Annotated in this window: 30 protein-coding genes; 19 read left to right on the top strand and 11 right to left on the bottom strand. The window is 63.4% G+C overall.

The window, feature by feature from the left end:
- Window positions 1–100 precede the first annotated feature (100 nt).
- The 6 genes from lepB (at window position 101) to PU133_RS14650 (ending at window position 5,233) form a co-directional block, all read left to right on the top strand.
- A complete protein-coding gene (lepB, locus tag PU133_RS14675; RefSeq protein ID WP_404862283.1) occupies window positions 101–856 on the top strand; it encodes a signal peptidase I in 756 nt (251 codons plus the stop codon).
- A gap of 16 nt (window positions 857–872) precedes the next feature.
- Complete coding sequence (gene rnc / locus PU133_RS14670) at window positions 873–1,589, top strand: ribonuclease III (RefSeq protein WP_404862282.1); 717 nt, start codon at window positions 873–875, stop codon at window positions 1,587–1,589.
- A gap of 13 nt (window positions 1,590–1,602) precedes the next feature.
- The gene (gene era, locus PU133_RS14665; RefSeq protein ID WP_126010824.1) at window positions 1,603–2,544 is read left to right on the top strand and encodes a GTPase Era; all 942 of its coding nucleotides are present in this window, start codon (window positions 1,603–1,605) and stop codon (window positions 2,542–2,544) included.
- Between the two features lie 67 nt (window positions 2,545–2,611).
- Window positions 2,612–3,358, top strand: coding sequence for a DNA repair protein RecO (gene recO, locus PU133_RS14660; protein ID WP_404862281.1), 747 nt, complete (start codon window positions 2,612–2,614; stop codon window positions 3,356–3,358).
- A 189-nt stretch (window positions 3,359–3,547) separates the two neighbouring features.
- Complete coding sequence (locus PU133_RS14655) at window positions 3,548–3,922, top strand: hypothetical protein (RefSeq protein ID WP_404862280.1); 375 nt, start codon at window positions 3,548–3,550, stop codon at window positions 3,920–3,922.
- Window positions 3,923–4,006: 84 nt separating this feature from the next.
- On the top strand, window positions 4,007–5,233 hold the full coding sequence (locus tag PU133_RS14650; protein ID WP_404862279.1) for a PqqD family peptide modification chaperone: 1,227 nt from the start codon (window positions 4,007–4,009) through the stop codon (window positions 5,231–5,233).
- A 6-nt stretch (window positions 5,234–5,239) separates the two neighbouring features.
- On the opposite strand, the gene PU133_RS14645 is transcribed toward PU133_RS14650, so the two are convergent.
- Window positions 5,240–6,481: an MFS transporter gene (locus PU133_RS14645; protein ID WP_404862278.1), complete on the bottom strand. Its 1,242-nt coding sequence runs from the start codon at window positions 6,479–6,481 to the stop codon at window positions 5,240–5,242.
- Window positions 6,482–6,763: 282 nt separating this feature from the next.
- Here PU133_RS14645 and nadA point away from each other — a divergent pair, with 282 nt between their 5' ends.
- A complete protein-coding gene (nadA, locus tag PU133_RS14640; RefSeq protein WP_404862277.1) occupies window positions 6,764–7,837 on the top strand; it encodes a quinolinate synthase NadA in 1,074 nt (357 codons plus the stop codon).
- A 67-nt stretch (window positions 7,838–7,904) separates the two neighbouring features.
- On the opposite strand, the gene PU133_RS14635 is transcribed toward nadA, so the two are convergent.
- Window positions 7,905–8,477: a LysM peptidoglycan-binding domain-containing protein gene (locus PU133_RS14635; RefSeq protein WP_404862276.1), complete on the bottom strand. Its 573-nt coding sequence runs from the start codon at window positions 8,475–8,477 to the stop codon at window positions 7,905–7,907.
- Between the two features lie 77 nt (window positions 8,478–8,554).
- Between PU133_RS14635 and PU133_RS14630 the strand changes: the two genes are divergently transcribed.
- Together PU133_RS14630 and nadC are read left to right on the top strand one after the other, a co-directional pair.
- Window positions 8,555–10,105 carry an L-aspartate oxidase gene (locus PU133_RS14630; protein ID WP_404862275.1) on the top strand — a complete coding sequence of 517 codons (1,551 nt, stop codon included), beginning with the start codon at window positions 8,555–8,557 and terminating at the stop codon, window positions 10,103–10,105.
- A gap of 12 nt (window positions 10,106–10,117) precedes the next feature.
- Window positions 10,118–10,996, top strand: coding sequence for a carboxylating nicotinate-nucleotide diphosphorylase (nadC, locus tag PU133_RS14625; protein ID WP_404862274.1), 879 nt, complete (start codon window positions 10,118–10,120; stop codon window positions 10,994–10,996).
- A gap of 108 nt (window positions 10,997–11,104) precedes the next feature.
- Here nadC and PU133_RS14620 read toward each other — a convergent pair whose 3' ends face one another.
- A complete protein-coding gene (locus PU133_RS14620; RefSeq protein WP_126010815.1) occupies window positions 11,105–11,896 on the bottom strand; it encodes a DUF4394 domain-containing protein in 792 nt (263 codons plus the stop codon).
- Window positions 11,897–12,134: 238 nt separating this feature from the next.
- Between PU133_RS14620 and PU133_RS14615 the strand changes: the two genes are divergently transcribed.
- Window positions 12,135–12,677, top strand: a complete 543-nt coding sequence (locus PU133_RS14615; RefSeq protein WP_245451312.1) for a sigma-70 family RNA polymerase sigma factor — start codon at window positions 12,135–12,137, stop codon at window positions 12,675–12,677.
- Window positions 12,674–13,396, top strand: coding sequence for an anti-sigma factor domain-containing protein (locus PU133_RS14610; RefSeq protein ID WP_404862273.1), 723 nt, complete (start codon window positions 12,674–12,676; stop codon window positions 13,394–13,396). The genes PU133_RS14615 and PU133_RS14610 overlap by 4 nt, the downstream gene beginning before the upstream one ends.
- 19 nt (window positions 13,397–13,415) lie before the next feature.
- Here PU133_RS14610 and PU133_RS14605 read toward each other — a convergent pair whose 3' ends face one another.
- The 7 genes from PU133_RS14605 to PU133_RS14575 form a co-directional block, all read right to left on the bottom strand.
- A complete protein-coding gene (locus tag PU133_RS14605) occupies window positions 13,416–14,390 on the bottom strand; it encodes an NrtR DNA-binding winged helix domain-containing protein (RefSeq protein ID WP_404862272.1) in 975 nt (324 codons plus the stop codon).
- Entirely contained in the window at window positions 14,387–14,920 is a 534-nt protein-coding gene (locus PU133_RS14600) for a tyrosine phosphatase family protein (RefSeq protein WP_404862271.1), read from the bottom strand. The genes PU133_RS14605 and PU133_RS14600 overlap by 4 nt, the downstream gene beginning before the upstream one ends.
- Window position 14,921: 1 nt before the next feature.
- Entirely contained in the window at window positions 14,922–15,500 is a 579-nt protein-coding gene (locus PU133_RS14595; protein WP_404864554.1) for a YfbR-like 5'-deoxynucleotidase, read from the bottom strand.
- A gap of 41 nt (window positions 15,501–15,541) precedes the next feature.
- Entirely contained in the window at window positions 15,542–16,393 is an 852-nt protein-coding gene (locus tag PU133_RS14590) for a YgfZ/GcvT domain-containing protein (RefSeq protein WP_404862270.1), read from the bottom strand.
- A 102-nt stretch (window positions 16,394–16,495) separates the two neighbouring features.
- Window positions 16,496–16,765: a hypothetical protein gene (locus PU133_RS14585; protein WP_126010810.1), complete on the bottom strand. Its 270-nt coding sequence runs from the start codon at window positions 16,763–16,765 to the stop codon at window positions 16,496–16,498.
- A 90-nt stretch (window positions 16,766–16,855) separates the two neighbouring features.
- Window positions 16,856–17,389 carry a TIGR02301 family protein gene (locus PU133_RS14580; RefSeq protein ID WP_404862269.1) on the bottom strand — a complete coding sequence of 178 codons (534 nt, stop codon included), beginning with the start codon at window positions 17,387–17,389 and terminating at the stop codon, window positions 16,856–16,858.
- Between the two features lie 46 nt (window positions 17,390–17,435).
- Complete coding sequence (locus PU133_RS14575) at window positions 17,436–17,894, bottom strand: NUDIX hydrolase (RefSeq protein WP_404862268.1); 459 nt, start codon at window positions 17,892–17,894, stop codon at window positions 17,436–17,438.
- A gap of 64 nt (window positions 17,895–17,958) precedes the next feature.
- Here PU133_RS14575 and PU133_RS14570 point away from each other — a divergent pair, with 64 nt between their 5' ends.
- Genes PU133_RS14570 through PU133_RS14560 form a run of 3 tightly spaced genes read left to right on the top strand, consistent with a single transcriptional unit; the run spans window position 17,959 to window position 20,097 of the window.
- Window positions 17,959–18,642, top strand: a complete 684-nt coding sequence (locus PU133_RS14570; protein WP_404862267.1) for a DUF2799 domain-containing protein — start codon at window positions 17,959–17,961, stop codon at window positions 18,640–18,642.
- 52 nt (window positions 18,643–18,694) lie between these two features.
- Complete coding sequence (locus PU133_RS14565; protein WP_404862266.1) at window positions 18,695–19,471, top strand: SOS response-associated peptidase; 777 nt, start codon at window positions 18,695–18,697, stop codon at window positions 19,469–19,471.
- Between the two features lie 11 nt (window positions 19,472–19,482).
- On the top strand, window positions 19,483–20,097 hold the full coding sequence (locus PU133_RS14560) for a LysE/ArgO family amino acid transporter (RefSeq protein ID WP_404862265.1): 615 nt from the start codon (window positions 19,483–19,485) through the stop codon (window positions 20,095–20,097).
- A 27-nt stretch (window positions 20,098–20,124) separates the two neighbouring features.
- Here PU133_RS14560 and PU133_RS14555 read toward each other — a convergent pair whose 3' ends face one another.
- Complete coding sequence (locus PU133_RS14555; protein ID WP_404862264.1) at window positions 20,125–20,310, bottom strand: hypothetical protein; 186 nt, start codon at window positions 20,308–20,310, stop codon at window positions 20,125–20,127.
- Window positions 20,311–20,747: 437 nt separating this feature from the next.
- Here PU133_RS14555 and cysS point away from each other — a divergent pair, with 437 nt between their 5' ends.
- The 5 genes from cysS to rarD all read left to right on the top strand — a co-directional run bounded on the left by cysS (window position 20,748) and on the right by rarD (window position 26,317).
- A complete protein-coding gene (gene cysS, locus PU133_RS14550; protein WP_404862263.1) occupies window positions 20,748–22,160 on the top strand; it encodes a cysteine--tRNA ligase in 1,413 nt (470 codons plus the stop codon).
- The gene (locus PU133_RS14545) at window positions 22,157–22,651 is read left to right on the top strand and encodes a GFA family protein (protein ID WP_404862262.1); all 495 of its coding nucleotides are present in this window, start codon (window positions 22,157–22,159) and stop codon (window positions 22,649–22,651) included. The genes cysS and PU133_RS14545 overlap by 4 nt, the downstream gene beginning before the upstream one ends.
- Window positions 22,648–23,607, top strand: coding sequence for a prolyl aminopeptidase (gene pip / locus PU133_RS14540; protein ID WP_404862261.1), 960 nt, complete (start codon window positions 22,648–22,650; stop codon window positions 23,605–23,607). The genes PU133_RS14545 and pip overlap by 4 nt, the downstream gene beginning before the upstream one ends.
- A gap of 133 nt (window positions 23,608–23,740) precedes the next feature.
- Window positions 23,741–25,357: a citramalate synthase gene (gene cimA / locus PU133_RS14535; RefSeq protein ID WP_404862260.1), complete on the top strand. Its 1,617-nt coding sequence runs from the start codon at window positions 23,741–23,743 to the stop codon at window positions 25,355–25,357.
- Between the two features lie 12 nt (window positions 25,358–25,369).
- Window positions 25,370–26,317, top strand: a complete 948-nt coding sequence (gene rarD / locus PU133_RS14530; RefSeq protein ID WP_404862259.1) for an EamA family transporter RarD — start codon at window positions 25,370–25,372, stop codon at window positions 26,315–26,317.
- The last annotated feature ends 8 nt before the right edge of the window (window positions 26,318–26,325 follow it).

Genomic DNA, 26,325 nt, shown 5'->3' with positions numbered 1-26,325 from the left:
GCCTGTGCGCGACAAGCCATGAGCTTTACGCGGGCACTTGTCGGGAATTGAAAGATATTGACCGGTTCCACGTTGCTGGAGGTGCGGTCCAGGGGAACCGATGAGCGTGTCCGACACTGGCAAGAAACAAAAATCCGGCGCCCTTGGCGAGAACATCAAGGTCATCCTCCAAGCGCTGGCTCTGGCGCTCGTCATCCGCACGCTGCTGTTTCAGCCCTTTTCGATTCCGTCCGGTTCCATGATGCCGACGTTGCTCGTCGGCGATTATCTTTTCGTTTCCAAATACGCCTATGGCTATTCGAAATACTCGCTCCCGCTGTCCCCGGACCTCTTCGAAGGCCGCATCTGGGGTGCCGAGCCCGAGCGTGGCGATGTCGCGGTGTTCCGCTATCCGCCCAATCCCGATCTCGACTACATCAAGCGCGTGATCGGCCTGCCAGGTGACACGGTTCAGATGCGCAACGGCGTCCTCTTCATCAATGACGAGGCTGTCGAACGCGAGCAGGTGGGCACCTATCGGCCGGAAGGGCGCTATGACCGCGGCGAGGAAGTGCCGCTTTATCGCGAGACACTGCCAAACGGCGTCACCTACAACACGCTCGATCTCACGCCGAATTCGCCCGGAGACAACACGCGCGAGTTCCTCGTGCCGCCCGGCCATTACTTCATGATGGGCGACAATCGGGACAATTCCGCCGACAGCCGCTTTGAAGTCGGATTCGTGCCGTTCGAGAATTTCGTCGGCCGCGCCAACATCATCTTCTTCTCCATGGATGCCGGCACGTCGCCTCTGGAGCTCTGGAACTGGCCGAGCGATCTGAGGTTCGACCGCCTCTTCCAGTCCGCGCAGCAATGATCCTCAGGCCCGCGCCATGAAATCGAAGGCGCTGTCCAAAGGCGAGATCGAACGTCTCGAAGACCGGATCGGCTACAGGTTCGCCGAGCCCGAACGGCTGGAGCGGGCATTGACCCATTCCAGCTCAATGGCCGGAAAATCGGGCAAGCCCGCCAATTACGAGCGGCTGGAATTTCTGGGCGACCGCGTGCTCGGGCTTTGCGTGGCCGAGATGCTGTTCACGGCTTTCCGCTCGGCGGCGGAGGGCGAGCTTTCCGTGCGTCTCAATCAGCTGGTGAGCGCGCAGACCTGCGCAGCCGTCGCCGACGATCTGGAACTGCACGAGTTCATCCGTACCGGCAGCGACATCAAGTCGGTGAAGGGCAAGCGCATGGCAAGCGTGCGCGCCGACGTCATCGAGTCCCTGATTGCGGCGATCTATCTCGATGGCGGACTTGAGCCGGCGCGCGCCTTCATCGAGAGGCTGTGGGGCGAGCGTGCACGGCGCGAGAACGCCGCGCGTCGCGACGCGAAGACGGAACTGCAGGAATGGTCCCACGCGCGCTCGGGCTCGACCCCGCTCTACCGCATTTTGGATCGATCGGGGCCGGATCACGATCCGCAATTCACGGTCCGTGTCGAGATTGAGGGACTTGAGCCCGAAACGGGTGTAAGCAGATCGAAACGCACGGCTGAACAGGAAGCGGCCACGCGCATGCTGGAACGCGAAGGCGTCTGGCCACAAAAATCATAAGGAAGAACTATCCATGAGCGAAGAGATCGACGAGCGGGTTGCCGAAAGCGGGACGCCCCCGGCAGCGACGCGTTCCGGCTTCGTGGCGCTCATCGGTGCGCCCAATGCTGGCAAGTCGACTTTGCTGAATCAGCTGGTCGGCGCCAAGGTGTCGATCGTCAGCCACAAGGTCCAGACGACGCGCGCCATCGTGCGCGGCATCGTCATCGAGGGCGTCACTCAAATTGTGTTCGTGGACACGCCGGGCATCTTCAAGCCACGGCGCCGGCTCGACCGTGCCATGGTCACGACCGCATGGGGCAATGCCAAGGATGCCGACATCGTCCTGTTCATGATCGATGCCGAGAGAGGCATCGTCGGCGATGCGGCCACTATCCTCGAGGGCATGAAGGATATTCATCATCGCAAGATCCTGATCCTGAACAAGATCGATCAGGTGAAGCGCGAAAAGCTGCTGGAGCTGGCGGCTGCCGCCAACGCGGTGGTGCAGTTCGACGAGACCTTCATGATTTCCGCGCTTGGCGGTTCCGGCTGCAAGGACGTGCTGAAGTTTCTGGCAGACGCGCTGCCCGAGGGGCCCTGGTATTATCCGGAGGACCAGATTTCCGATCTCCCGATGCGCCAGCTGGCAGCCGAGATAACCCGCGAGAAGCTGTACCTGAGGCTGCACCAGGAGCTTCCCTATTCCTCCCACGTGGAGACGGAAGGCTGGGAAGAGAAACCCGATGGCAGCGTGCGCATCGAGCAGGTGATCTATGTCGAGCGCGACAGCCAGAAGAAGATCGTGCTCGGCAAGGGCGGCGAGACGGTCAAGTCGATCGGCCAGTCCGCCCGCAAGGAAATCGGCGGCATCCTCGATCAGAAGGTGCACCTGTTCCTGTTCGTGAAGGTGCGCGAAAACTGGGGCGACGATCCCGAGCGCTACCGCGAGATCGGTCTTGAATTCCCAAGCTGACCTCCCGACCTCTTCTACCATCGCCGGTGTTGCCCGGCATCTTTCCGAGTGAGGAACCGCTCACGCCATGGAGTGGCAGGATCAGGCCATCGTTCTGGGCGTGCGCCGGCACGGTGAGACGAGTGTCATTGCCGAGGTGATGACGCAGACGCGTGGCCGTCATCTCGGCATGGTGCGCGGCGGTCGGTCCAGGCGCATGCAGCCCGTGCTGCAGCCAGGCAACCGCGTCGAAGTGACCTGGCGCGCGCGCCTCGACGAGCATCTCGGCCAGTTTCAGGTAGAGCCCGTGTCGCTGAGGGCGGCGCGGCTGATGGAATCGGCGACATCCGTATACGGCGTCCAGGCGATGGCTGCGCTGTTGCGCCTACTTCCCGAGCGTGACCCGCATCTGCGGCTTTACAACGCGCTCGACATCATTCTCGACAGCCTGCATGCGCCGCACGAAGCAGGTGGGCTCTTTGCCCGGTTCGAGCTGGCCATGCTGGACGAGCTGGGCTTTGGCCTCGATCTCTCGGCTTGCGCGGTCACCGGAACGACTGCCGACCTCGCATTCGTATCGCCGAAGACCGGCCGCGCCGTGTCGCGCACGGTCGGGCAGGGCTGGGCGGACCGCCTGTTTTCCTACCCGGATTTTCTCGCACGGCAGGGCGCTGCGGCAGCCGATGAGGTCACGCTCGCCGAAGCATTTCGAATGACGGGGTATTTCCTCGATCGCGACATTTACGGGCCGCGCGGGCTGAAGCCGCCCGAGGCGCGCGAGGGGTTCGTCCAGGCCGCATTGAAGGCAGCGCGCGCGGCAAACCCGTCGGACTGAACCGAGCGTCGAAATAAATCTGAAACGAGAACAAGGGCTTATGAGAAAATCGGCGCTTTTTTGCGCTCGCCGGGAATAGCCGGCCTGATCTTCCGTTTTCCCAGTATGCCGCGGCGACGCGGGGGACAGGCTTCTCAGGGCGACCCCAACGACACCGGGCAACACTGCGAAAAACGATAGGAGATGACAATGTCGGATCAAAACACGAATGGCAAGGTTGCTGCAGCGGTCGAAGACGATCAGCCCAATGTCGGCCGCCGGAAAATGCTCGCAATGCTCGGCCTCACCGCTGCTGCCGCTTACGTCGCACCAACACTTCTGAGCATCCGTGAAGCACGCGCCTCTGGCGGTTCAGGCGGTGGCTCGGGCGGTGGTTCGGGCGGTGGCTCTGGTGGCCGCGGCGGTTCGGGGGGACGTGGCGGTTCTGGTGGTTCGCGCGGTTCCCGCGGATCGCGTGGCTCTGGCGGCCGTGGCAACTGGGGTGGCCGCAGCGGGTCGGGCCGTCGTGGTCCGCAGAATCTCGGTGGCTTCTTCCGCGGCATGCGCGACGATATGCGCTGGTAAGTTTTCCAGAATGAAGGAGGCGTCGCCTGTTCGGGCGACGCCTTTTTCGCTTATGCTAATGGACATGCAATTTTGGAGGTCGCGGTGCGCTCACTCTGTCTGAAGGGTCTGCCGGGACCGATCGAGTTCGCTTCGCCTCTTGAATTCGTCGCCGACGATGTGAAGCGCGTGCTGGTTGGGTGGCCGGAAGTCGCGTGCGATGAGCTTTCGTCGCGCGAGCCGTTGATGACTGTTTCCGGCACGCCCGACGCGGTTCGTCTCAACCATCGCTATATGGATGCACCGCGGATCGAACCGTCACCCACAAGCGCCATCTGTTCGCTGATCGTTGAATTGATGGCCGACTTTGTGGAAAGCGACGACGGGCTCGGCAATCTGCATGCGGGAGCCGTCGAGTTCGCTGGCAAGCTGGTGGTCTTCCCCGCCACGAACCGCGCGGGAAAGTCGACCCTCGTTGGGGCTCTTTCCGCTCAAGGGCATCGTGTTTTCGCCGACGATCTTCTGCCGATCGACCTCGTGCGTCTCGAAGCGATCGCATCGGGCTGCCTACCGCGCCTACGCCTGCCGCTGCCGGAAAGCGCGCCCGACACGCTGAAGAACCACGTCGCCGCCAATGCCCTGCTGAACGACGGCTACTACACCTATTTCCCGGCGGCCGATGCGCAGCTCGCGGTTGCCCATGGCGACCGCTCGAAACTCGGCGCACTCGTGCTGCTCGACCGCCGCGAAGGCGACATCACGCCATTTATCGAGGCAATCGAACCCGATGAGGCCCTGTTGCGTGTGCTGCTGCAGGACACGAAAACTGGCCTCGGCACCTGGACGCTCGATCGCTACCTCGCGCTCGTCGGCACAATCGGCATCTATCGTTTGGTCTACAGCCGTGTCGACGACGCGGTGGCCTGCCTGCAGGCAGCATTCGCCTCCTGGCCAGAAGAGCACCGCGCTTTGCCGATCGCGCGCACGGCGGAGCTGGATGGGGACGCAGACGATGACGATTTTGGTTTTGCGCCAAAGCCGGGTCAGGCGCTAATCGCGCGCGCGCCCCATGTGGTGGCACGGGTCGTGGGCCAAGCGGCTTTTTTAGTCGACCTCGACAGTAACGACATCCACCACCTCAACCAGGTCGGCTTGGCGCTCTGGAACCTCATTGCCAAACCGCTCGATGTCGAGACGATCGTCGATATCTTCCAGAAAGCGTTCCCTGATACGCCAGAGGCGCAACTGCGCGCAGATCTCGCCGCAGCCGTCGATAGGTTTCTCGAAGCCGATCTCGCCGTTCTGGAGCCGCCGCTTGCCGTCAGTGCGTGACGACGCCTATTCGGCCGGCGCGAGCACCGGCCGTGCCACAGGCTTTTCGGCAATCGGCAGATGGACCACGGCTGCGAAAAGGCCGAGCGCGACGCCGAGCCACCAAACCGGATCGTAGGTGCCGAAGCGGTCATAGAGATAACCGCCCAGCCAGACGCCGAGGAACGAGCCGATCTGGTGCGAAAAGAATACGATGCCGCCGAGCATGCCGAGATAGCGCGTGCCGAACATGATCGCGACCAGCGAATTCGTCGGGGGCACGGTGGAAAGCCACAACAGCCCCATCACGATCGAGAAGACAATCACTGAAAAGCCCGTCTGGGGCAGCAACAGGAACGCGGTGACCGCGATCGACCGGCCGATGTAGATCAGCGCCAGGAAGATCGGCTTGGAATAGCGCTGGCCGATGATGCCGGAGGCGATCGAGCCTATGATGTTGAAGAAGCCGATGAGGGCGATGGCAGTCACGGCGTAGGACGCATCGACGCCGATATCACCGATATAGGCCGGGAAATGCGCGGTGATGAACGCGACCTGAAAGCCGCACACGAAGAACCCGGCGGTGAGCAGGAGATAGCTTTGATGGCCGAATGCCTCGCGGAGCGCGGCAGCGATCGACTGATCGACATCAGTCTGCTTCTGCGAGCCGGATGACGAGTTTCCGCGCAGCGGCACCGCAAGCACGGGAATGGCGAGCATGATGATCGCCAGCACCACCAGCGCATCGGACCATCCAAGCGAATCGATCAGGCCCTGGCTGATCGGTGCGAAAACGAACATTCCGGCCGAACCGGCCGCAGTGCCGAGACCGAACGCGAAGGAGCGCTGCTGCGGTTCCACATTGCGGGCAAACGCGGCGAGGATGACGCCGAACGAGCCGGCCGCTACCGCAAGGCCGACGAGCACGCCGCCGCCGATATGCAGCCAGAGGGGCGCGTCGGCCGTCGCCATGGTGACGAGCCCCAGCGCGTAGAGAATCGCGGAAAGAAGCAGCACGCGCCACGTGCCGTATTTGTCGGCGATAGCCCCGAAGAAGGGCTGTCCCAGTCCCCAGAAAAGGTTCTGCAGCGCCATGGCGAGACCGAAAGTGGTTCGATCCCAGCCGGTATCCTGCAACATCGGCAACTGGAAGAAGCCCATGACGGAGCGGGGCCCGAACCCGATCATGGCAATCATGCAGCCGGAGGCGATGATCAGCCAAGGGAATGCGGCTGGTTTGTGCAACGCGCTCTTGGCTTGGTCGCTCATTGAAGGCTCCGCTCGTTTCGCACGGCTGGTCGTGCGGTAATGGCCACATAAGCGCCATCGCAATTGAATTCTTCTAGGCCAGTGCCCTGACCGCTGGAAGCGACTTTTTCACATGCCACCTTCAAGCGAATTGATGATTTCGCAAGGGCTCGAGGAGGGTCACCTGCTTGCATTCGGATCAGCGAGCGCCTAAATCGCATGTTGTCGGCTCTGCCGATTTTCTTTTTGTCGCCCTTATGCTCAAACTGAGCATTATGCGGCTGGGGACCGGAGGATGTGCCCATGTCACCCGCAGCACTCGCCATCAAGGCCGAAGGATTTCCAAAAACCGCAGCCGAGCGGTTCGGCGTTGCCGAGCGCCCGTCGCTCGCCTTTACGCCGGAAGTCGCGCAGGTGACGGAACATCTCTACGAACGGGTGAAGCACCACATTCCGGTGATCGAGTGGCCGATCCACGCGCCCTATATCTTCGCGATCAATCGCCTGAAGGCAGAGCGCGGCGCCGTGATTCTGGCCCATAACTATCAGACACCGGAGATCTTCCACTGCGTGGCCGATATCGTCGGCGACAGCCTGCAACTGGCCCGCGAGGCGGCGAAGGTGGATGCCGAGATCATCGTCCAGTGCGGCGTGCATTTCATGGCCGAGACGTCGAAGCTGCTGAATCCGGAAAAGACAGTGCTCATCCCGGACATGCGTGCTGGATGCTCTCTGTCGGAATCCATCACGGGCGCCGATGTGCGCCTGCTGAAGGAGCGATACCCTGGCGTGCCGGTCGTCACCTACGTAAACACTTCTGCCGACGTGAAGGCCGAAACCGATATCTGCTGCACTTCATCGAACGTCCTTGCGGTCGTGGAGAGCCTGGAATCGGATACGGTTCTCTGCATTCCCGACGAGTACCTGGCGATGAACGTCGCCAAGCAGACCAAGAAGAAGATCATCACCTGGAAGGGGCGCTGCGAGGTGCATGAGCGCTTCTCGGCGGAAGAACTGATCGCCTATCGCGAGGCCGATCCGTCGATCCAGATCATCGCGCACCCTGAATGCCATCCAGACGTCATCGCGGTCTCCGACTTCGCCGGCTCGACTTCGGGCATGATCGACTACGTCAAGACCAATCGGCCCGGCCGCGTACTGCTTGTGACCGAATGCTCGATGGCATCCAATGTCGAGGCCGAGGTGCCGGGGGTCGAATTCGTCAAGCCGTGCAATCTGTGCCCGCACATGAAGCGTATCACGCTGCCGAAGATCCTCGATTGCCTCGTCGACATGCGCGAGGAAGTGACCGTGGATCCTATCATCGCCGCTCGCGCACGCCTTGCCGTCGAGCGCATGATCGATCTCGTCAGCTGATATCAACCCGATGACATGGATAGTGCCGATGCCTGGGCTGCATCGATCGACCCGGCGCGCGGGGAGGCTAGCTGGCCGGGATAACGATTGTCTGGCCGACCGACAGCCGGTTCGGCTGAATGCCGGGATTGACCCGCACCAAGGCGCTCAACGGAACGCCTGCGGACGCGGCGATGCCGCTCAGCGTATCGCCGCGCCGGATCGCATAGCTGCCACCGGCGTTGCCCGTATCGAGACTGCTTCGGCGCATGGGCGGCTCGCCGGGCTGACGGAACGTCGGAGCCGGCTGCACGATGGGGGCCTGGCGCGTGGCGTTGACGCTGGGGCGCGGCGCGATGTCGTTGTTCAGCGAGTCCGGAACGGCGCTCGTGCGACCGCCGGGGATGCGCAGCAGACCCGGGCGATTGAGATCACGGCCCGGATTGGCGCGGCGCAGATCGCCGACCGTCGTGCCGCAGCGCTGCGCAAGCGCGACTGCGTTGGTGCCGACGCCCGTCTGGGTTCGCGCCGTGCATTGGGCGAGTGCATCGGTGCTGAAGCCTGGAAGCGGCGCGGCGCTGACAACCATCGCGGCGGCGACGAAAGCCCCGCCGATTCTCCTGTTGACCGGCCGCATCATCGGTTTGTTCAGAATGCTCATCCCATGAAGATAGGTCCTCACCTGCCCATCGTCCAATCACGGCTTGGCGATACCCTTGCTGTGCCCGGTATCACCGCATGAGCACCAACGGAGTGGAAAAGGGCGGCATCGTCATCATCGGCGGCGGCCTCGCCGGGCTTTTTTGCGCTCTGAAGCTGAGCCCGCGTCCCGTGACGGTGCTGGCAGCAGCACCGATCGGCGAGGGGGCATCGTCCGCCTGGGCGCAGGGCGGCATCGCGGCTGCGGTCAGCGACGAGGACAGCGCCGAAGAGCATCTGGCCGATACGATTGCCGCCGGTGCCGGGATCGTCGATGTCGACATGGCGCGTCTGATGGTGCAGGAGGGCCCGGAGCGCGTGCACGACCTGCTTGCCTACGGCGTGCCGTTCGATCGCGATCTCGAGGGCCGGCTCGCACTTTCCCGCGAAGCGGCCCATTCCCAGCGCAGGATCGTGCGAGTCGGCGGGGATATGGCGGGCCGCGCTATCATGGAAGCGCTCGTCGCCGCCGTCAGGCGCACGCCGTCGATCACCGTGATCGAAAACCTTCAGGCCGAGCGGCTTCTCGTGGAAGACGGCGCCGTCTGCGGGGTCGTCGCCCGGGCCGATCGCGGGCAGGGTGCGCGGCTGAGATTTCCTGCGAGAGCCGTTGCCATCTGCACCGGTGGCATCGGCCATCTCTATCGGCTCACGACCAATCCCTCCGAGGCTTCGGGAACCGGCACCGGCATGGCGGCGCGCGCCGGCGCGGTGATTGCGGATGCGGAATTCGTGCAGTTTCACCCGACCGCCCTCGATGTCGGCCGCGATCCCGCACCGCTTGCAACGGAGGCCCTGCGAGGCGACGGCGCGACGCTCATCAACCGTGACGGCGACCGGTTCATGCAGGCAATCCACCCGGATGCGGAACTCGCCCCGCGCGATATCGTCGCCCGCGGCATCTTCGCCGAGATCGAGGCGGGCAGGGGCGCCTTTCTCGATTGTCGGCAGGCCATCGGCGATCATTTTCCTCAGATGTTTCCGACGGTCTATCGGCACTGCATGGAGGCCGGCATCGATCCGGTGACGGCGCCCATTCCGGTCGCGCCCGCCGCCCACTACCACATGGGCGGCATCTGGACCGATGCGGATGGTCGGACGTCTCTGAAAGGTCTCTACGCGGCAGGCGAAGCCGCCTGCACCGGTGTGCATGGCGCAAACCGGCTGGCCTCGAACTCGCTCCTGGAAGCGGTGGTCTTTGCAGCGCGGATTGCCCAGGCCATTCCCTCGAGCAACGTGGGGAGTGCCCCGACCGAACCGATCGTGGAAGAAGGGGCGTCGGCGGACAATCACGAAGCCGACCGGCGGATCATGGCCGATCTCCGCAATATCATGAACCGCAATGTCGGCGTGCTGCGCGAGTCCGCCGGCTTGACGGAAGCGCTGAGAGCCATGTCGACGATGCGCGGCGGTGACAGCATCGAGAACAGCCTGGCCGTTGCACGTTTGGTCACGCTCGGCGCGCTGTTGCGCGAGGAAAGTCGCGGCGGACATTTTCGGAGCGACTTTCCAGCCGAGCAGCAGGCGTTCGAACGGCGAAGCGCGTTGAAGTTGGCCGACGCCGAAACAATGATCGCGGATATCATCTGAAGGACGAGAGCCATGACCGACAGACCCTACAGGCCCGATTTGCCCGGTCTCCTGATCGAGGATGCGGTTCGCGCTGCTCTTCAGGAAGACCTTGGCCGAGCCGGCGATCTGACGACGGCGGCGACCATCGCGCCTGACATGGAAGCGAAGGCTACTTTCAACGCCCGGGATGGCGGAGTGATCTGTGGCCTGCCCATGGCGAAAGCGGCATTTCGGCTGATGGACCCGGACATCTCGTTCGAGCAGCTCGCCTATGATGGTGATCGGGTCGAGCCGGGCACGGCAATCGCCCGCGTATCGGGCAAGGCGCGCGCCATTCTGTCGGCCGAACGTACGGCTCTCAACTATCTTATGCACCTCTCGGGCATCGCGACGGCGACATCGATCTATGTCGATGCTGTCGAGGGCTCTGCTGCTCGGGTCTGCTGCACGCGCAAGACCGTTCCAGGCCTCCGGGCTTTCCAGAAATACGCCGTGCGCTGCGGCGGTGGCGCCAACCACCGCTTCGGGCTCGATGATGCCGTTCTCATCAAGGACAACCACATCGCCGTCGCCGGCGGTCTGACGGCTGCGATCGTGCGTGCCCGCGCCTATGTGGGGCACCTGGTGTGCATCGAGATCGAGGTGGATACGCTCGACCAGCTGGCGGAAGCGCTGAAGGCCGGGGCGGATGTGATTCTGCTCGACAACATGGGCCCGCAAACGCTTGAAAAAGCTGTGCGGCTGAAGAACGAGATGCGTCCGTCCACCCGTCTCGAAGCTTCAGGCGGTATCAGCATCAAGACAATCGCCGCCATCGCTGCGACGGGCGTCGATCTCATCTCGACATCGAAGATCACGATGGCCGCGGCTCCGCTCGACATCGGACTCGATATCCAGATCGGCGCTTGATCCAAAAAGCAAAAAAAGCCGACGGCTATGAAGCCGCCCTATGCATGAAAAAGCCGCCGGCGGTAAAGCCGGCGGCAAGTTGACCCGTCCACGGGGAGACTTCGGGTATTACATGCCTTCCGGCAGAACCGTCAGGTCACGCAGATCGCCATCGACGCCGGTGATCGCACCGGCTTCAGTGGCGGCACCGGTTTCGAGATCGACCGTGTAGAGCGTGCCACCGGTGGCGAGCCAGGCGGTGTTCGTGCCGTCTTCGGTGGTCTGGACGTCGAAGGCGAAGGTGTCGCCTGCGCTTTCGATGCCGAGCTTGCCGATGGCTGCGAGCGTGCCGTCATTCGGCGATGTCTGCTGGATCAGCGCACCAATCGTGGCGTCGATGTCGTACATCGCGGTCGCTTCGGGCGAGCCGAACGAGTTGATATAGGCAGCAGCCACGATGTTCGGCGCTTCGCCGGCATGCATGTCGCTGTCTTCGAAGGCCAGTTCGCCGTCGACCGTCACTTCGCCCGTGTCGATGTTGACGCGGTAGTTGGTGGTACCTGTCATGTAGCGCAGACGGTCGGCCATCGGGTTGAAGTCGACGACGACCGGTGCGTCACCGATTTCGAGCGGCGTGTTCATCGTGGAAAGCTCGGTCGCTTCACCTGTTTCCAGATCGATCGTCACGACAACGCTTTCAGGCGTAACGCCGACGATCGTGCTGTTGGCCGGGCGGTAGTCGATGCCGACCAGCGAATCGACACCGGTGACGTCCATCGTCTCGGAGACTTCCAGCGTTTCGCTATCGAAGAGGACCAGAGTCTTGTCGCCGGTCAGGCCGAGCACAGGGGCTGCGAAGCCGGTTGCGCCGGTCAGAAGAAGGACTGTCGAAGCTGCAAGTGCTGTCTTGAAACCCTGCATGATCGTAAACTCCCGTTGTTGGTTGCGAAGAGGCGGGGACGCCCCGTTCATGGTCAAGACACGGGGTCGGACCGTTTGGATGCACCTTGAGACGAATTATTTTTTGCATCCGTTTGTCGCACCCACGGGTATCGGCAGGGCACACTGCTTTACGAGAGGCATTTCGATGTGGCACTTGATGGTTGCGCCGGACAGCGCGAATGGGGTCGGATTGGGAAGAGACCGTGCAGGTAGCATCGTGACATTGAACCATGCCGACGCCTTGGCAGGCTGTGCGCGCGGAGATCGCCAGGCTCTGAAGAGCCTGTTCGACACCGAAGCAGGGCGGCTTGTGGCCATCGCGCAGCGCATCGTCCGTCGACGTGATCTTGCCGAGGAGATCGTGCAGGAGGCCTTCATCCAGATCTGGCGCAAGGCGCACCAATATTCGCCCGATCGCGGCTCCGCTCGGGGTTGGATCTATGCGGTGGTGCGCAATCGCGCGCTCAATGTCCTGCGTGACGGCGGCCGGGAGGAACTGGCGGAAGAAACCGATCTGGACGCACTGCGCGAAACGGCGACCGTTCATGCGGCCGACGACGTGCTCTCGCGGCTCGACCAGGAAAGCCGCCTGCGCCAATGTCTTGAGGCACTGGATGAGCAGAAACGCCGTAGCATCCTGATGGCGTATATCTCAGGATACACCCATGGAGAGATCGCCGGCCGGCTCGGGGTCCCGCTTGGAACCGCCAAGGCGTGGGTGCGCCGTGGCCTCACCACACTGCGGGGGTGCATGGAATGACCAGCACGCCTCTCAGCCCCAGCGCAGTCGACCGGGCCGAAGACTATGTGCTCGGTCTGCTCGATGCGCGCGAAGAAGCCGCGGTCGAGGATGAGATCGAGCGCGATCCAGATTTGCGCGCCGCCGTTGCGAGGGCGCGCGACCGCTTCCACGAACTCGATCTTGCCGCTCAACCCGTCGCGGTCACACCAGGCCTGTGGCAGCGCATCGAGAGCGCGCTGCCGACAACCGGATCGAGCGCGCCGACCATCACGGCCGCCCCGGCACGGGCCGCAAACGACAATGCGGTGCGACGCTGGCGCATTGCTGCACTCTCAGGCATGGCGGCGGCCGGCATCCTTGCCGCGGCGCTTCTCGTGACACCATCGCAGCAGCCGCAGGCGCAGGTGGTCGCGGTGCTGATCGACGATGCGGGCGAACCGCTTGCAATCGTCGAGGATTACGGCGATCGCACAAGCCGGGTCACGCCGCTTGCCGAAATCGCCGTTCCGGCAGACCGTACGATGCAGGTCTGGACATTGCCGAACGAAGATCTCGGCCCTGTGTCGCTGGGCCTTATCGACCAGTCGGAAACGACTTTGCTGGATAACGGTCCGGCATTGCCGCTGCCGCAGCCGGAACAGCTCTACGAGATCACGATCGAGCAGGAGGGCGGCTCGCCGACGGGACGGCCAACCGGACCGATCGTCGGCAAAGGCTTTGCCAAGCGGCCGCTATAAAGCGTTTCCAAATGCATGATCAGCCCCGGCCGCCGAGCTTGAGGCCGGGCGCTGGCCGTTCGTCCAGGATCTTGCGGCGGAAACGGTAGAGCGCGGCTGGCCGGCCTCCGGTGCGGGCACTGGTTTCACCTGTCGGTTCCACCAGTTCCGCGCCTTCAACCAGCCGGCGGAAATTCTGCTTGTGCAGATGCCGCCCGGCAATGGCTTCCACCGTTGCCTGCAGCTCCGTCAGCGTGAATCGCTCCGGCATCAGTTCGAACACGACGGGCCGATACTTGATCTTGCTGCGCAGCCGCGACGCGGCCGTCGCCAGCACGCGGCGGTGGTCGAACCGCATCTGGACGCCGAGTGGCTGATCGAGACCCGTCGTTGCGACGCGGCCGTCCGTCACCGCTTCTTCGAGAAGGCCGGCTTCATAAAGCAGCTCGTAGCGCTCCAGCACGCGCTCCTCGTCCCAGGGAAAATCGTCGAGGCCGAAAGCGAGGCGCAGGCGGGAGTGCTTGCCCGGCAGGCGCGCCGATCGGCTCTCGGCCTGCGGAGCACCCGCCCAGGCGATAAGCCGCGGCAGGATCAGCGCGTCCAGTATCTTTGGTCGGCCCTGGCGCCAGTCCTCCAAGGGCAGGAAGCGATAGATGCCGTGCCAGCCTTCGCCGTCATCGGCCGGGTCATCCTCGGTGGAACGGGTCAGCGCCAGATAGCCAACGGAGACGATGTGCGGGCCGGTATCCGCCTCCTGCTTGTGCCGGCCACGATCGCCGAACGTGTAGAGCTGCTCGACATAGCCGAGCGACAGGCCCGTCTGCGCACTCACATAAGCACGCAACCCCATTTCCAGCGTCCGGTGCTGGCGCGGGTCGAAAGGACCAAGCGGCAGGGAGGCGAGGGCCGCTCGGTCGGAGACGGTAAGCACGCGTGGCTCGGATCCGGCGACGGTGATGATGGCCGCCGTCAATCCGATCTCAATGGCCGTCAACCCGGCATCCTCGCCGCTCATGCGGGCGCACTGCCTTCGGGTTGAAGCGGAAAGACGAAGGGAATGCCTTGCGCCGTGTCGGCGCCACGGCCGATCGACTTCACGGCCCGGATCAACGCGCCGTTGCGGCCAAGAAGTGCATCGCCGATCTCGATCAGCCGCGGGTTCGGAGTCGCGAACGGTGCCGCCCGGCGCAGCGCCTGCGCCAGTTCCGCGTCATCGAGATCCGGGTCGAGTGATAGCGCCGCAATCAGCGCGGCGGCGGGTGAACGCGACACGCCCATCCAGCAATGGATGAGAAGAGGCTGCGTTTGATCCCAAGCACGCACGAAATCGACGAGCTGGCGCACATGGCTTTCCTGCGCAAGCACCAGTCCATCGACGGCAACTGCAATGTCGTTCAGCCCAAGCTGCAGATGATTGTCCGCCGCAATCAAGCCGGGGCGGTGCAGCGCCTGATGCTCCGCAAGAAGGCTGACCAGTGCGCCGGCACGGTGCCGAACGGCCGTCTCGGCAACCCGGTTCAGCGGACAGACCACCAGAAACGGCATCTCAACCGGCCTCCGCCCGACGCGCGGCTTCAGCCGCCGCGAACCGTTCGAGAAAGAGCGTCTGCGCGTCTTCCGTCGCCAGCGGCTCGATCGACAGCATATCTGGCGAAACACCGCGCGGCGTGCCGAAATAGAGACGCGCCTCGCTTTCACTGAAGCCGGCAAGCCGCGTCGCCTCGAAATAGGCCGCAATGGTATCGGCCCGCTTGATTATGGCCTTCGTCGCCGCCGACGGAACCGACGGCAGAGAGAATCTGAGGTGAATCGCGCTCTGAAGACGCGCTTCTATCTCCTTGTAATGGCCGCCCAGAACCGCCTTGAATGGAGAGATCATGTCGCCGATCACATATTCTGGTGCATCGTGGAGAAGCACCAGCATCCGCGTGGCCGGATCGAGCGTGAGATTGATGCGTGTGGCGATCTCCTCGACCAGCACCGCGTGCTGCGCCACGGAAAACGCATGCCGCCCGATCGTCTGTCCGTTCCAGCGCGCCACGCGCGCCAATCCATGGGCGATGTCGGAGATCTCGATATCGAGCGGAGAGGGGTCGATCAGATCAAGCCGGCGGCCGGAGAGCATGCGTTGCCAGGCCCGGCCGTCGCGGCGCGCGTTCACGGGCGTTATGCCTCGCTCGCCTGCAGGTCGGTCGGAAAGCTGAGGCCGGTCCAGTCTGCCAGGCGGATGTCGACCGGCTGGTCGCCTGCGTGGATCGCCTTGCCGGCGGCGATCGCAGCCCCGGCCTTGTCGATGCGCACGATCGCAAGACCCTCGCTGCCGGAACGGCTGCCGAGCGTGCCGATCGAACGGTCGTCGACGGTGATGTCGATATCGCCTGCCGGCAGATCCTGCGACGCGAAAACCTGCACCAGCCGCCGACGTGCAGTCGCCCGGTGCTGCATGCGCGACACGACTTCCTGGCCGACAAAGCAACCCTTCTTGAACGAAACCCCGCCATTACGGTCCATCAGCACGTCGTGCGGGAAAGCATCGGAAGGCGGATAGTCGGCGCCGAGTTCCGCGACGGAATTGGCGATGCGAAGCTTCACGTAGTCTCCCGCCGATCCGGTCACCCGCTCGTGCCGTGGCGCGTAAAGGCGATAGACAGTCTCTGTGCTTCGAAAGCGTGTATCGCGCAGCGCACCTTCCGGCCGCTCTTCCTGCCAGATCGCCGTGACATGCAGGTCGTCCGCGCGCGCCATCTCGAGCTTGGCGCGCAGCCGATAAAGCGTCATGCGGCGCACGAAATCGTCGGCGTAGGCGGCATCGATATCGATCAGGAAGCCGGTATCGGAGTCGCGGGCGACCACGAAATCGAACATGATCTTGCCTTGCGGCGTCAAGAGCGCGCCCGCCACAACATCGCCGGCGGAGAGCCCATCGAGATCAGGCGTCAGGACGTCCTGAAGAAGCCGCTGGGCATCCGGTCCGGTGAAGCGAAGAACGGCGCGATCTTCCAGGGTGACGATCGGCATGAGGGCGGAGCTCCCATCAAAATCTCTTGGCGCTCGGCACAGGTAGCGTTCGGTCAGCGGCCCCGCAAGGGTGACAGAGTGGTGGTCGAAGAAGGCCGAGTCCTACTGCAGCGCGCGATCGGGGGAAAATTCGCCCGCCAGCAGTCGCTCCTTGAGGTCTGCAAGAAGTTCGTCGGCACCTTCTTCGCCATAAAGGCGGACAGTCTCGCGCATCGCGGTCGCCAAAGCCGCATCGACGAGAATTTCAGGCTCGATGCCATCGGCCACGCCATCGGCCCAGGCATCGTTCTGGTGTTCGAGCGCGACCTGCATCTTTTCGTGCACGATCATCTCGTCAATCTCGTTCAGGCGATGTTCGGTGGCGATGGCCATGGGCGAGAATCCATATTTCCGTTTCGTTAAGCTCTAGCACGCCGCTTCCCAAAACGGGACGCCTCGCTGCCAAAAGAGGTTAACAAGGCCCTAATTCCCGAACCTTGCGATGATTTCAGACGCCAGTGTTGCGCCTTCGCTACGGTATCTGGCCCGTGCTGCTTCCGCCGATGGCGTGCAGCGGGTGTAGACCGACGCGAAACTGCGGTAGCCGCGATTGAACGCTGCCGTCAGCCGCGCGCTTCTGGCTGCTTCCGGAGCCTCCGCGGCGATCAGCTGTTCCATGAGGGCGCGCCAGTCGGACCCGTCGCTCGACGAAACATCCTCCTGGCCCTCGTCGGCGTCGCTCGCCGGCTCGGGCCGGCACAGCGCCTGCAGGTAGTGCACCGACCCGACGATTTCCGAAAGCCGGATCAGGCGGTCGTCATAGGGCACTTCCGGGGGCGGTGGGGCCGTCGGTGCTGGTGCGGTCGTCTCGTCGCCGGGACTTTCCGTCGCCCCCGGAGCGGCAGGCTCCTGCGCGGCGGCGGGCTCTTGCGCTGCGCAGGGCAGAACGATCGGCAACGAAAGCAAAGCTCCGAGCAGGAGGACAGCAACAGGGGCAACGAGCGGAGAGTGCGGCAAGCGAATCGTCTTTCCTGTCCCTGTCAGCGTCATGGGTTGAGGGCTATCAGCTTTCCGTGTCGAGGCTAAGGCGGATCAGTCCAAGTTCCACGAGACATTCGCGCACGCTCGGTGGCATCGGCAATTCTTCCACGTCCTGCGCCCCGAACCAGCCCGCCTCCAGCGCGTCGTCGCTCGCGATCGGCCGCGACGGGCCCGCTGGATCGAGAGTCGCCTTGAAGACCGTGAGGCTGAACCAGCTCGTGACACGCCCATCCGCATCGACTTCCTTCAGGTCATAACTCTTGAATGGCAGAGGCGCCTTGCCGATCAGCCCGGTCTCCTCGCGCAATTCTCGAAGCGCCGCATCTTCCAGGGCCTCCCCGTCGTCGACGCGCCCGCCGGGAAATGCGTAGAGGTCCTGCGCGGGCGGATTGGCGCGCTTGACCAGAAGCACGCGAGCACCATTGACGAGGATCGTCGAGACGGCTGCACGTGGCTGTTGAAACTCAAGATCAGACGACATTTTGCCTTTTCAAAGCTCTCGGTATTCGGCGTAAGCTTCCATTAGAAAATGCTTGGGGGCATTCATGATTCTGAAGACGGCTGCAACGCTGGCAATGCTGGCTGGCCTTGGACTGGCACTGGCATCCTGCCAGACATTGAACGAGGCTGAATGTCAAACCGTGAGCTGGCAGACGCTGGGCCAGCAGGACGGCGCGCAGGGCAGGGCAACGACCTATATTGGCCGACATCAGGAGGCCTGCTCGAAACATGGGCTGCCGATCGACACGGTTGCGTGGCAATCGGGCTGGGAGCAGGGCATTCGCCAATATTGCACGCCGGACAACGCGCTGAACCGTGGCCGCAACGGCCAGTCGGGCGAGAACAATTGCCCGGCCGATCTGTCTGCCGGCTTCTCCAATGCCTATCAGGTCGGCCGGGCCGTCTATGATGCCCAGACAGAACGCGACCGCCTGACGAACGATCTGAATGCGGCGACGCAAAGCATCGTCAGTGCGGCAACGACCGAAGAACGTGCGGTGATCCAGACGCGGCTCGTGACGCTGCAGGCACAGGTCCCCGAAGCGGAACGCCGGCTGAGCCGCGCGCGCGAGCGCTACGACGACTATCGCTTCGGCGGTTATCGTGGTGGCTTTCCGGGCGCCGCGGGCTATGTCGCCCAACCGACCTATGGCGGCGCGCCGAATGCGATGCCCGTCATCCAGCCGCCCCTGATCCCGGCCTATTCACCGCGTCCCGTCGCCTACTGACCGCAGAAAAGGCCGCTTGACCGGGTGATGCCCCAGTGGCATCGCTTCTGGCATGTGTGGTCGTTTTGCACTTTCAGCGATGCCGGAAGAGGTTCGGGAATTCTTCAGCCTCATGGAGCTGGAGGACTTTCCGCCCCGCTACAACATTGCGCCGACCCAGCCGATCGTGATCGTGCGGGCGACGGAGCCGGCCAATGAAGGCTCCAACCGGCCGGACCGGCAGGCGCTTTTGGTGCGCTGGGGGCTTCTGCCGCGCTGGGTGAAGGACACCAAGGCCTTTCCGCTGCTGATCAATGCGCGCTCGGAAACGGCGGCGGAAAAAGCGGCGTTCAAGGCCGCCATGCGCCATCGCCGCGTACTCGTGCCTGCATCGGGCTTTTACGAATGGCGGCGCGGCGAAGGCCGCAAGGCGCGCTCGCAGCCCTTTTGGATCCGCCCTCGCGGCGGCGGCGTGATCGCTTTTGCCGGGTTGATGGAAACCTACGCGGATGCAGCAGGCGGCGAGATCGACACCGCCGCGATCCTGACCACCACCGCCAATTCCGCGCTGTCCTCCATCCACGATCGGATGCCGGTGGTGATCGAGCCGGGAGACTTTGCGCGCTGGCTTGATTGTCGGACCCAGGAGCCGTGCGATGTGGCGAATCTGCTGCGGCCGGTATCCGACGATTTCTTTGAAGCGATCCCCGTGTCCGAAGCGGTCAATGCCGTTGCCAACGACAACGCCGCGCTACAGGAGAGGATCGACCCGCTCGCCGAAACGCCGGCACCTGCAGCGGACGGGCCGGCGGCGGAAAAGCCGGCCGGCGCGCAACTCAGCCTCTTCTGACTGGTCTTCCCATGAACCCCATTCTTCTGCCGGCGCTGTCCGGCTTCCTGCTTGGCGGCAGCCTCATCGTCGCCATCGGCGCACAAAACGCGTTCATCCTGCGCCAGGGCCTCTTGCGCCAGCATGTCTTCATCCTCTGCCTGGTCTGCGCGCTGTCGGACGCACTGCTGATCGCGGCAGGCGTTGCAGGTCTCGGCACGCTGATCAGCAATGCGCCGAGCCTGATCTTCGCCGTCACCATCGGTGGCGCGCTGTTTCTGATCACCTACGGGTTTCTCGCGTTCCGGCGAGCCCTTCGGCCGGAGGCCATGCGCTTGAGCGCCGAGGGCGGAGCAAGCTTGAAACAGGCGCTGGCGACATGTCTCGCCTTCACCTTCCTGAACCCACACGTCTATCTGGACACGGTGCTCCTCATCGGCTCGCTTTCCGCGCGATATCAGGATGGAGCGCGGCTCGCCTTTGGCGCCGGCGCCATGATGGCATCCTTCGTGTGGTTCTTCGGGCTCGGCTATGGCGCGCGGCTTCTGGCGCCACTCTTTGCGAGACCCGCAGCCTGGCGGGTACTCGATGTCATCATAGGCTGCGTCATGTGGCTGATCGCAGCCGGACTGATCGCGCGTCTCTGACCGGTCTCGGTCGGTCGCGCGACAGGATCAATCGTGGTCGCGGACCGATTTTGACCGAAACCGATCCTGCTTGTGGCCAAGTTTGGCCGTCAGTGGAGCCGCTGCGCGAACCGCGCCGCTGCCGATCGTGCCATAGCGCTTTTCGAGCGCCACGATCTCGCGCTCCTGCTTCTCGTTGCCGTTGTCCGCTTGGCGCTTGGTCTTGCCGTCCATCAAATTTTCCTCCGTAGGCCTCTGCTTACCTCTGCCTGATCCTATTCAATCACGGCTTTTTGCGGGAAATGGGGTAACCAGAAAAAGAAAGGGCCCGGTGCGCTTTTGCAACACGCGACCGGGCCCAGTGACCGGCCCGGTGATTGGGGCACCTGGCGGACCGGAACGATGATCGGCACGACTGAATGCCGTGCCGGACCGGTCGTCCATCCCCCGAACGGGTGAGGCGGTTGCATTTTCTGGTGAGCTGCGCGGGACTTGACCGCTTGATGGCAAGGCGCGATAAGCTTTTTCCATGCAACAGCGTCATGGCGCCTTCGCCAACTGCATTTGCCGGATCATTATTCGCTAGCGACACCGCTGGCCCGGCCCGTTTTGTCCCGACAAGTCCGATGACGACAAACGCCCCGGCCAGCAGGCACGGGAGATTGTCATCCATGGGCGAGAGGCCTGAACTCAAGCTCTACAACACGCTCACGCGGACGAAGGAGGTCTTCAGCCCCATCGATCCCGACAATGTGCGCATGTATGTCTGCGGGCCGACGGTCTACGACTACGCCCATATCGGCAATGCCCGCCCCGTCATCGTCTTCGACGTGCTCTTCCGGCTTCTGCGCCATCTCTATGGCGAGGATCACGTCACCTACGTCCGCAACATCACCGACGTGGACGACAAGATCAACGCGCGGGCATTGCGCGATTACCCGAACCTGCCGCTGAACGAAGCGATCCGCGCCGTCACCGAAAAAACCGAGGCGCAGTTTCAGGCCGACGCGAAGGCGCTCGGTTGCCTGGCGCCGACGGTCCAGCCCCGCGCGACCGATTTCGTACTGCCACGACCGGACGGCAAGACGGACATGGTCAGCCTGATTCAGTCTCTGATCAGTCGTGGCCATGCCTATGACGCGGCAGGCGAAATCCTGTTCGACGTCTCGTCGATGGGCGACTACGGAAAGCTCTCCAACCGCAGGCTCGAAGACCAGCAGGCCGGCGCCCGTGTTGCGGTCGAGCGCCACAAGAAGAACCCCGGCGACTTCGTGCTGTGGAAGGAATCCTCCGCCGATGAGCCCGGCTGGGACGCGCATTTCCACATGTCCGATTCCCGCAGTCTCGCCATCCGCGGCCGCCCCGGCTGGCACATCGAATGCTCCGCTATGTCGGCCGCCTATCTTGGCCAGACCTTCGACATCCACGGCGGCGGGCTCGACCTCATCTTCCCCCACCACGAAAACGAAATCGCCCAGTCCTGCTGCGCTCACGGCACGGACAGGATGGCCAACATCTGGATGCACAACGGCTTCCTCCAGGTGGAGGGCCGCAAGATGTCGAAGAGCGAGGGCAATTTCGTCACGATCAACGAACTGCTGGAAACGGAAAAGTTCGGCGGACGAAAGTGGCCCGGCGAGGTGCTGCGCCTCGCCATGCTGATGACGCATTACCGCGAGCCGATCGATTTCAGCGTGAGGAGGTTGGAGGAGGCGGAAGCGCTGCTTGTGAAATGGCGTCGCCGCGTGGATGGTGAAATGCATGGCGATCTTCAGACATCGTTCGTCGAGGCATTGGCCGACGATCTGGATCTCTCTCACTATCTGAAGCTGTTGAATGCGCCTGGGCTTTCAGCGTCGGCACTTTTCGCGGCAGCCGCATTGATTGGCATAGATCTCTCGCCCTTACAGGCAGAAATCGACGTCGCCCAATTCGTCGAAGACCGCCTCCAGCACATCGCGAACAAGAACTGGTCCGAAGCCGACCGCATCCGTGACGATCTTCTTTCGCAGGGTATCCAGCTCAAAGACGGCAAGGATCCCGCCACCGGCGAACGCGTGACCACATGGGAGGTCAAGCGATGACCCTTTCCTCCACGCCGGAGTTTTCCGGCGGGTGCCAGTGTGGGGCGGTGCGGTTTCATGTGCGGGCGGCGCTTGGTAAGGCGTCGATCTGCCATTGCCGCATGTGCCAGAAGGCCTATGGCAACTTCTTTGCGCCGCTGGTTTCTGTCAAAGCCGAACACCTTGTCTGGAGCCGGGGCGAGCCGGCACGTTACCGTTCCTCCAACCATGTGGCGCGTGGTTTTTGCGCCAATTGCGGCACGCCGCTGACCTATGAGGCGCCGGACGGCATGGCGCTCTCCATCGCCGCTTTCGACGATCCGAGTGCGATTGCACCGGTCATCGTTTTCGGCGTGGAAGGAAAGCTGCCCTATGTGGACGCGCTCGCAGCACTCCCGGTGCGCGCAACCGCCGACGATGAGGCCGAAAACCCTTTCCTGAAATCGATCCAATCCTATCAGCATCCGGATCACGATACCGATCGCTGGCCTCTGGAAGGCGATGACCGATGAGCGCGCTGCGCGGGTTCTATCCCGAGATCGAACCTTACGAGACCGGCACGCTCGATGTGGGCGATGGCCATGTGATCTATTACGAGCGCGTCGGCACGAAAGGCGCAAAGCCTGCCGTCTTCCTGCATGGCGGACCGGGTGGCGGCATCTCGCCGAAGCAGCGCCGCGTGTTCGATCCGACGCGCTACGACGTGCTGCTGTTCGACCAACGCGGCTGCGGCCGCTCGACGCCCTTTGCGGAGCTCGAAGCCAATACGACCTGGCACCTGGTGGCCGATATCGAGCGGCTGCGCGAAATGGTTGGCGCCGACACATGGCTCGTCTTCGGCGGGTCGTGGGGATCGACGCTGGCGCTCGCCTATGCCGAGACGCACCCGAAACGCGTGTCGGAACTGGTGCTGCGCGGCATCTACACGCTGACTAAGGCGGAGATGGACTGGTACTACCGCTTCGGCGTCTCGGAGATGTTTCCCGACAAATGGGAGCGCTTTGTGGCCCCCATCCCGCAAGCCGAGCGTGGCGACATGCTCACCGCCTACCGCAAGCGCCTGACAAGCGAGGATGCCGCAACGCGCCTTGCCGCCGCCAAGGCCTGGAGCGTGTGGGAAGGCGAGACGATCACGCTTCTGCCGGAGCCCGAAACCAGCACAGTCTTCGGTCAGGATGAATTCGCGCTCGCCTTCGCGCGGATCGAAAACCATTTCTTCGTGCATGCCGGTTGGCTCGAGGATGGTCAGCTCATTCGCGATGCGCACAAGATCCGGCATATTCCGGGTGTCATCGTTCACGGCCGCTATGATATGCCATGCCCGCTGCGTTTCGCGTGGGCGCTGCACAAGGCCTGGCCGGAAGCCGAGTTCCACATCGTCGAGGGTGCAGGCCACGCCTTCACCGAGCCGGGAATCCTCGACCAGCTGATCCGCGCGACGGACAAATTTGCAGAGTGCGCATCATGACACGCGAACGCCTCTACCTTTTCGACACGACCCTGCGGGACGGGCAGCAGACGGCCGCACGCCCGCAGAAGCGAAGCGCACGAGGACGTGCAAACGCATATCGGGCGTCGGCCCGCTTGCTGGAGCGCCGGCGATGACACGCGAACGCCTCTACCTTTTCGACACGACCCTGCGGGACGGGCAGCAGACGCCCGGCATCGATTTTTCGGTCGAGGACAAGACGCTGATCGCGTCGATGCTCGATGCGTTCGGTCTGGACTACGTCGAGGGCGGCTACCCCGGCGCAAACCCGACCGACACGGCTTTTTTCGAGAAAAAGCGCACGAAGAAGGCGGCCTTCGTCGCCTTCGGCATGACGAAGCGGGCAGGGGTCTCGGCGTCCAATGATCCGGGCCTTGCGGCGCTCATCCACGCGGCCGGTGACGCGGTGTGCTTCGTGGCGAAGAGCTGGGACTACCATGTCGACGTCGCGCTCGGCATCTCCAACGACGAAAACCTCGACTGCATCAAGGCTTCGGTCGAGGCGACCATTGCCGCCGGCAAGGAAGCGTTGGTCGATTGCGAGCACTTCTTCGATGGCTACAAGGCCAATCCGGCCTACGCCACGGCATGCGCCAAGACCGCCTATGAGGCGGGCGCGCGCTGGGTGGTGCTCTGCGACACCAATGGTGGCACGCTGCCCGGCGAGGTCACGCGCATCGTCGGCGAATTGATCGAGGCGGGCATCCCGGGCCGCAATCTCGGCATCCATGCCCACAACGATACGGGCCAGGCGGTTGCCAATTCGCTGGCGGCGGTCGAAGCGGGCGTGCGACAGATCCAGGGCACGCTGAACGGCATCGGCGAGCGCTGCGGCAATGCCAATCTCGTGACGCTGATCCCGACGCTGATGCTCAAGCCGCATTATGCCGAGCGCTTCGAACTCGGCATCGACGGCGACAAGCTGACCGATCTGACGCGGCTATCGCGGACCTTCGATGAGCTTTTGAACCGCAACCCGGAGCACCAGGCGCCCTATGTGGGCCAGTCGGCCTTCGCGACCAAAGCCGGCATCCACGCATCGGCCCTGTTGAAGGACCCGAAGACTTACGAGCATGTCGACCCGGAAAGCGTCGGCAACCAGCGCCGCGTCATGGTGTCCGACCAGGGCGGCAAGTCCAACTTCCTGAACGCGCTGAAGCGGCGCGGCATCGAGGTCGCCAAGGACGATCCGAAGCTCGACAGGCTGATCTCGCTGGTCAAGGAACGGGAAGCATCCGGCTATGCCTATGAGGCAGCCGATGCGAGCTTTGAGCTTCTGGCGCGCCGCACGTTGGGCCGCGTTCCGGATTTCTTCGAGGTGCAGAGCTTCCGGGTCATGGTGGAGCGCCGTTTCGATGCGCTCGGCAATCTAAAGACCGTGTCGGAAGCCGTGGTACGGGTGATCGTCGATGGCGAGGAGATCCTGTCGGTGGCCGAGGGGCAGGGCCCGGTCAACGCGCTCGACATCGCCCTCAGGAAGGATCTCGGCAAGTTCCAGGCCGACATCGCCGATCTGGAACTGGTGGACTACAAGGTCCGCATCCTCAATGGCGGCACCGAGGCCATCACCCGCGTTCTGATCGAATCCAGTGACGCGACGACGGATCGTTGGTGGACCGTGGGCGTATCCGACAACATCATCGATGCCTCCTTCCAGGCGCTGATGGACAGTGTCATCTACAAGCTTCTCAAGAATCGCGAACAGGCCGGCCGCGTCGCCGCCGAGTAGGCAGTACGAACCATGAAACGCTCTGAAGATTGCGGCGCGCCGGGCCCGGCAGCAGCCGGCGCAAACACGCCGGTCGCAACCGGAGACACCGCGCAGGGCTTCATCACGGCCGGCGCCGCCTATCTCTTGTGGGGCCTCGTCCTGCCGTTTTTCATGAAGGCGCTCGACCACATCAACCCGGTCGAGATCGTCGCCCACCGCATTCTCTGGGCAGTGCCGGCAGGCGCCGTGATCCTCATTTGGCTCGGCCGCACCGCCGACCTGATGACGGCATTCAAATCGCCGAAGGTCGTCGCCATGGCAGCGGTGACCGCCACGATCATCTCGATCAACTGGGGCGTCTATGTCTATGCGATCGCCTCGAACCAGGCGCTTGAAGCCTCGCTCGGCTATTACATCAACCCGCTGATCAGCGTGTTGATGGGCGTCTTCCTGCTCGGAGAAAAGCCAAGCCGGCTGCAGTGGGTGGCGATCGCGCTCGCCGGTCTCGCCGTCATCATCCTCACGGTCTTCGCCGGAAAGCTGCCCTGGATTTCGCTGGTGCTGGCTTTCTCATTCGCGACCTACGGCTATCTGCGCAAGACGCTGCCGATCGGCCCGAGCCAAGGCTTTCTGCTGGAAGTGATCATCCTGACGCCGATCGCACTCGTCCTGATCGGCTGGTTCATCGCGCAGGGCGAGAGCCATTTCTTCGCAGGCAGCACCTTCGACACATGGATGCTGATTGCGGCAGGGCCCGTCACGGCGATCCCGCTCGTCCTGTTCGCCTACGGCGCCAAGGGGCTCCGCCTCGCGACCATCGGCCTGATGCAGTACAGCGTGCCGACGCTCGTGCTGCTAATCGCGGTGTTCTTCTTCGGTGAGCCGTTCGCCGGACCGCAGATCGCGGCTTTCGCCCTGATCTGGGTCGCGCTGGCAATCTATACATCGACGCTTCTGAGGCGGCCGAAAGCGGCTTGAGCACCGGA

It is taken from the genome of Georhizobium sp. MAB10, assembly GCF_045012825.1.
In the GTDB taxonomy this organism is placed as follows: Bacteria; Pseudomonadota; Alphaproteobacteria; order Rhizobiales; family Rhizobiaceae; genus Georhizobium; species Georhizobium profundi.
The sequence above is the reverse complement of the archived record's forward strand: the minus strand, read 5'-3'. Positions and strand labels throughout refer to the sequence as shown.

What these genes read in the sequence shown, in the direction of transcription:
- lepB (WP_404862283.1), top strand. Translation starts at nt 101, where the DNA reads ATGAGCGTGTCCGACACTGGCAAGAAACAAAAATCCGGCGCCCTTGGC.
- PU133_RS14620 (WP_126010815.1), bottom strand. Translation starts at nt 11,896, where the DNA reads ATGCAGGGTTTCAAGACAGCACTTGCAGCTTCGACAGTCCTTCTTCTG.
- PU133_RS14595 (WP_404864554.1), bottom strand. Translation starts at nt 15,500, where the DNA reads ATGCTCTCCGGCCGCCGGCTTGATCTGATCGACCCCTCTCCGCTCGAT.
- PU133_RS14575 (WP_404862268.1), bottom strand. Translation starts at nt 17,894, where the DNA reads ATGTCGTCTGATCTTGAGTTTCAACAGCCACGTGCAGCCGTCTCGACG.
- PU133_RS14590 (WP_404862270.1), bottom strand. Translation starts at nt 16,393, where the DNA reads ATGCCGATCGTCACCCTGGAAGATCGCGCCGTTCTTCGCTTCACCGGA.
- rnc (WP_404862282.1), top strand. Translation starts at nt 873, where the DNA reads ATGAAATCGAAGGCGCTGTCCAAAGGCGAGATCGAACGTCTCGAAGAC.
- PU133_RS14545 (WP_404862262.1), top strand. Translation starts at nt 22,157, where the DNA reads ATGACCCTTTCCTCCACGCCGGAGTTTTCCGGCGGGTGCCAGTGTGGG.
- PU133_RS14600 (WP_404862271.1), bottom strand. Translation starts at nt 14,920, where the DNA reads ATGCCGTTTCTGGTGGTCTGTCCGCTGAACCGGGTTGCCGAGACGGCC.
- nadC (WP_404862274.1), top strand. Translation starts at nt 10,118, where the DNA reads ATGACCGACAGACCCTACAGGCCCGATTTGCCCGGTCTCCTGATCGAG.
- cimA (WP_404862260.1), top strand. Translation starts at nt 23,741, where the DNA reads ATGACACGCGAACGCCTCTACCTTTTCGACACGACCCTGCGGGACGGG.
- recO (WP_404862281.1), top strand. Translation starts at nt 2,612, where the DNA reads ATGGAGTGGCAGGATCAGGCCATCGTTCTGGGCGTGCGCCGGCACGGT.
- PU133_RS14560 (WP_404862265.1), top strand. Translation starts at nt 19,483, where the DNA reads ATGAACCCCATTCTTCTGCCGGCGCTGTCCGGCTTCCTGCTTGGCGGC.
- PU133_RS14565 (WP_404862266.1), top strand. Translation starts at nt 18,695, where the DNA reads ATGTGTGGTCGTTTTGCACTTTCAGCGATGCCGGAAGAGGTTCGGGAA.
- PU133_RS14645 (WP_404862278.1), bottom strand. Translation starts at nt 6,481, where the DNA reads ATGAGCGACCAAGCCAAGAGCGCGTTGCACAAACCAGCCGCATTCCCT.
- PU133_RS14605 (WP_404862272.1), bottom strand. Translation starts at nt 14,390, where the DNA reads ATGAGCGGCGAGGATGCCGGGTTGACGGCCATTGAGATCGGATTGACG.
- PU133_RS14630 (WP_404862275.1), top strand. Translation starts at nt 8,555, where the DNA reads ATGAGCACCAACGGAGTGGAAAAGGGCGGCATCGTCATCATCGGCGGC.
- cysS (WP_404862263.1), top strand. Translation starts at nt 20,748, where the DNA reads ATGGGCGAGAGGCCTGAACTCAAGCTCTACAACACGCTCACGCGGACG.
- PU133_RS14610 (WP_404862273.1), top strand. Translation starts at nt 12,674, where the DNA reads ATGACCAGCACGCCTCTCAGCCCCAGCGCAGTCGACCGGGCCGAAGAC.
- pip (WP_404862261.1), top strand. Translation starts at nt 22,648, where the DNA reads ATGAGCGCGCTGCGCGGGTTCTATCCCGAGATCGAACCTTACGAGACC.
- PU133_RS14555 (WP_404862264.1), bottom strand. Translation starts at nt 20,310, where the DNA reads ATGGACGGCAAGACCAAGCGCCAAGCGGACAACGGCAACGAGAAGCAG.
- PU133_RS14585 (WP_126010810.1), bottom strand. Translation starts at nt 16,765, where the DNA reads ATGGCCATCGCCACCGAACATCGCCTGAACGAGATTGACGAGATGATC.
- PU133_RS14635 (WP_404862276.1), bottom strand. Translation starts at nt 8,477, where the DNA reads ATGAGCATTCTGAACAAACCGATGATGCGGCCGGTCAACAGGAGAATC.
- PU133_RS14655 (WP_404862280.1), top strand. Translation starts at nt 3,548, where the DNA reads ATGTCGGATCAAAACACGAATGGCAAGGTTGCTGCAGCGGTCGAAGAC.
- era (WP_126010824.1), top strand. Translation starts at nt 1,603, where the DNA reads ATGAGCGAAGAGATCGACGAGCGGGTTGCCGAAAGCGGGACGCCCCCG.
- nadA (WP_404862277.1), top strand. Translation starts at nt 6,764, where the DNA reads ATGTCACCCGCAGCACTCGCCATCAAGGCCGAAGGATTTCCAAAAACC.
- rarD (WP_404862259.1), top strand. Translation starts at nt 25,370, where the DNA reads ATGAAACGCTCTGAAGATTGCGGCGCGCCGGGCCCGGCAGCAGCCGGC.
- PU133_RS14570 (WP_404862267.1), top strand. Translation starts at nt 17,959, where the DNA reads ATGATTCTGAAGACGGCTGCAACGCTGGCAATGCTGGCTGGCCTTGGA.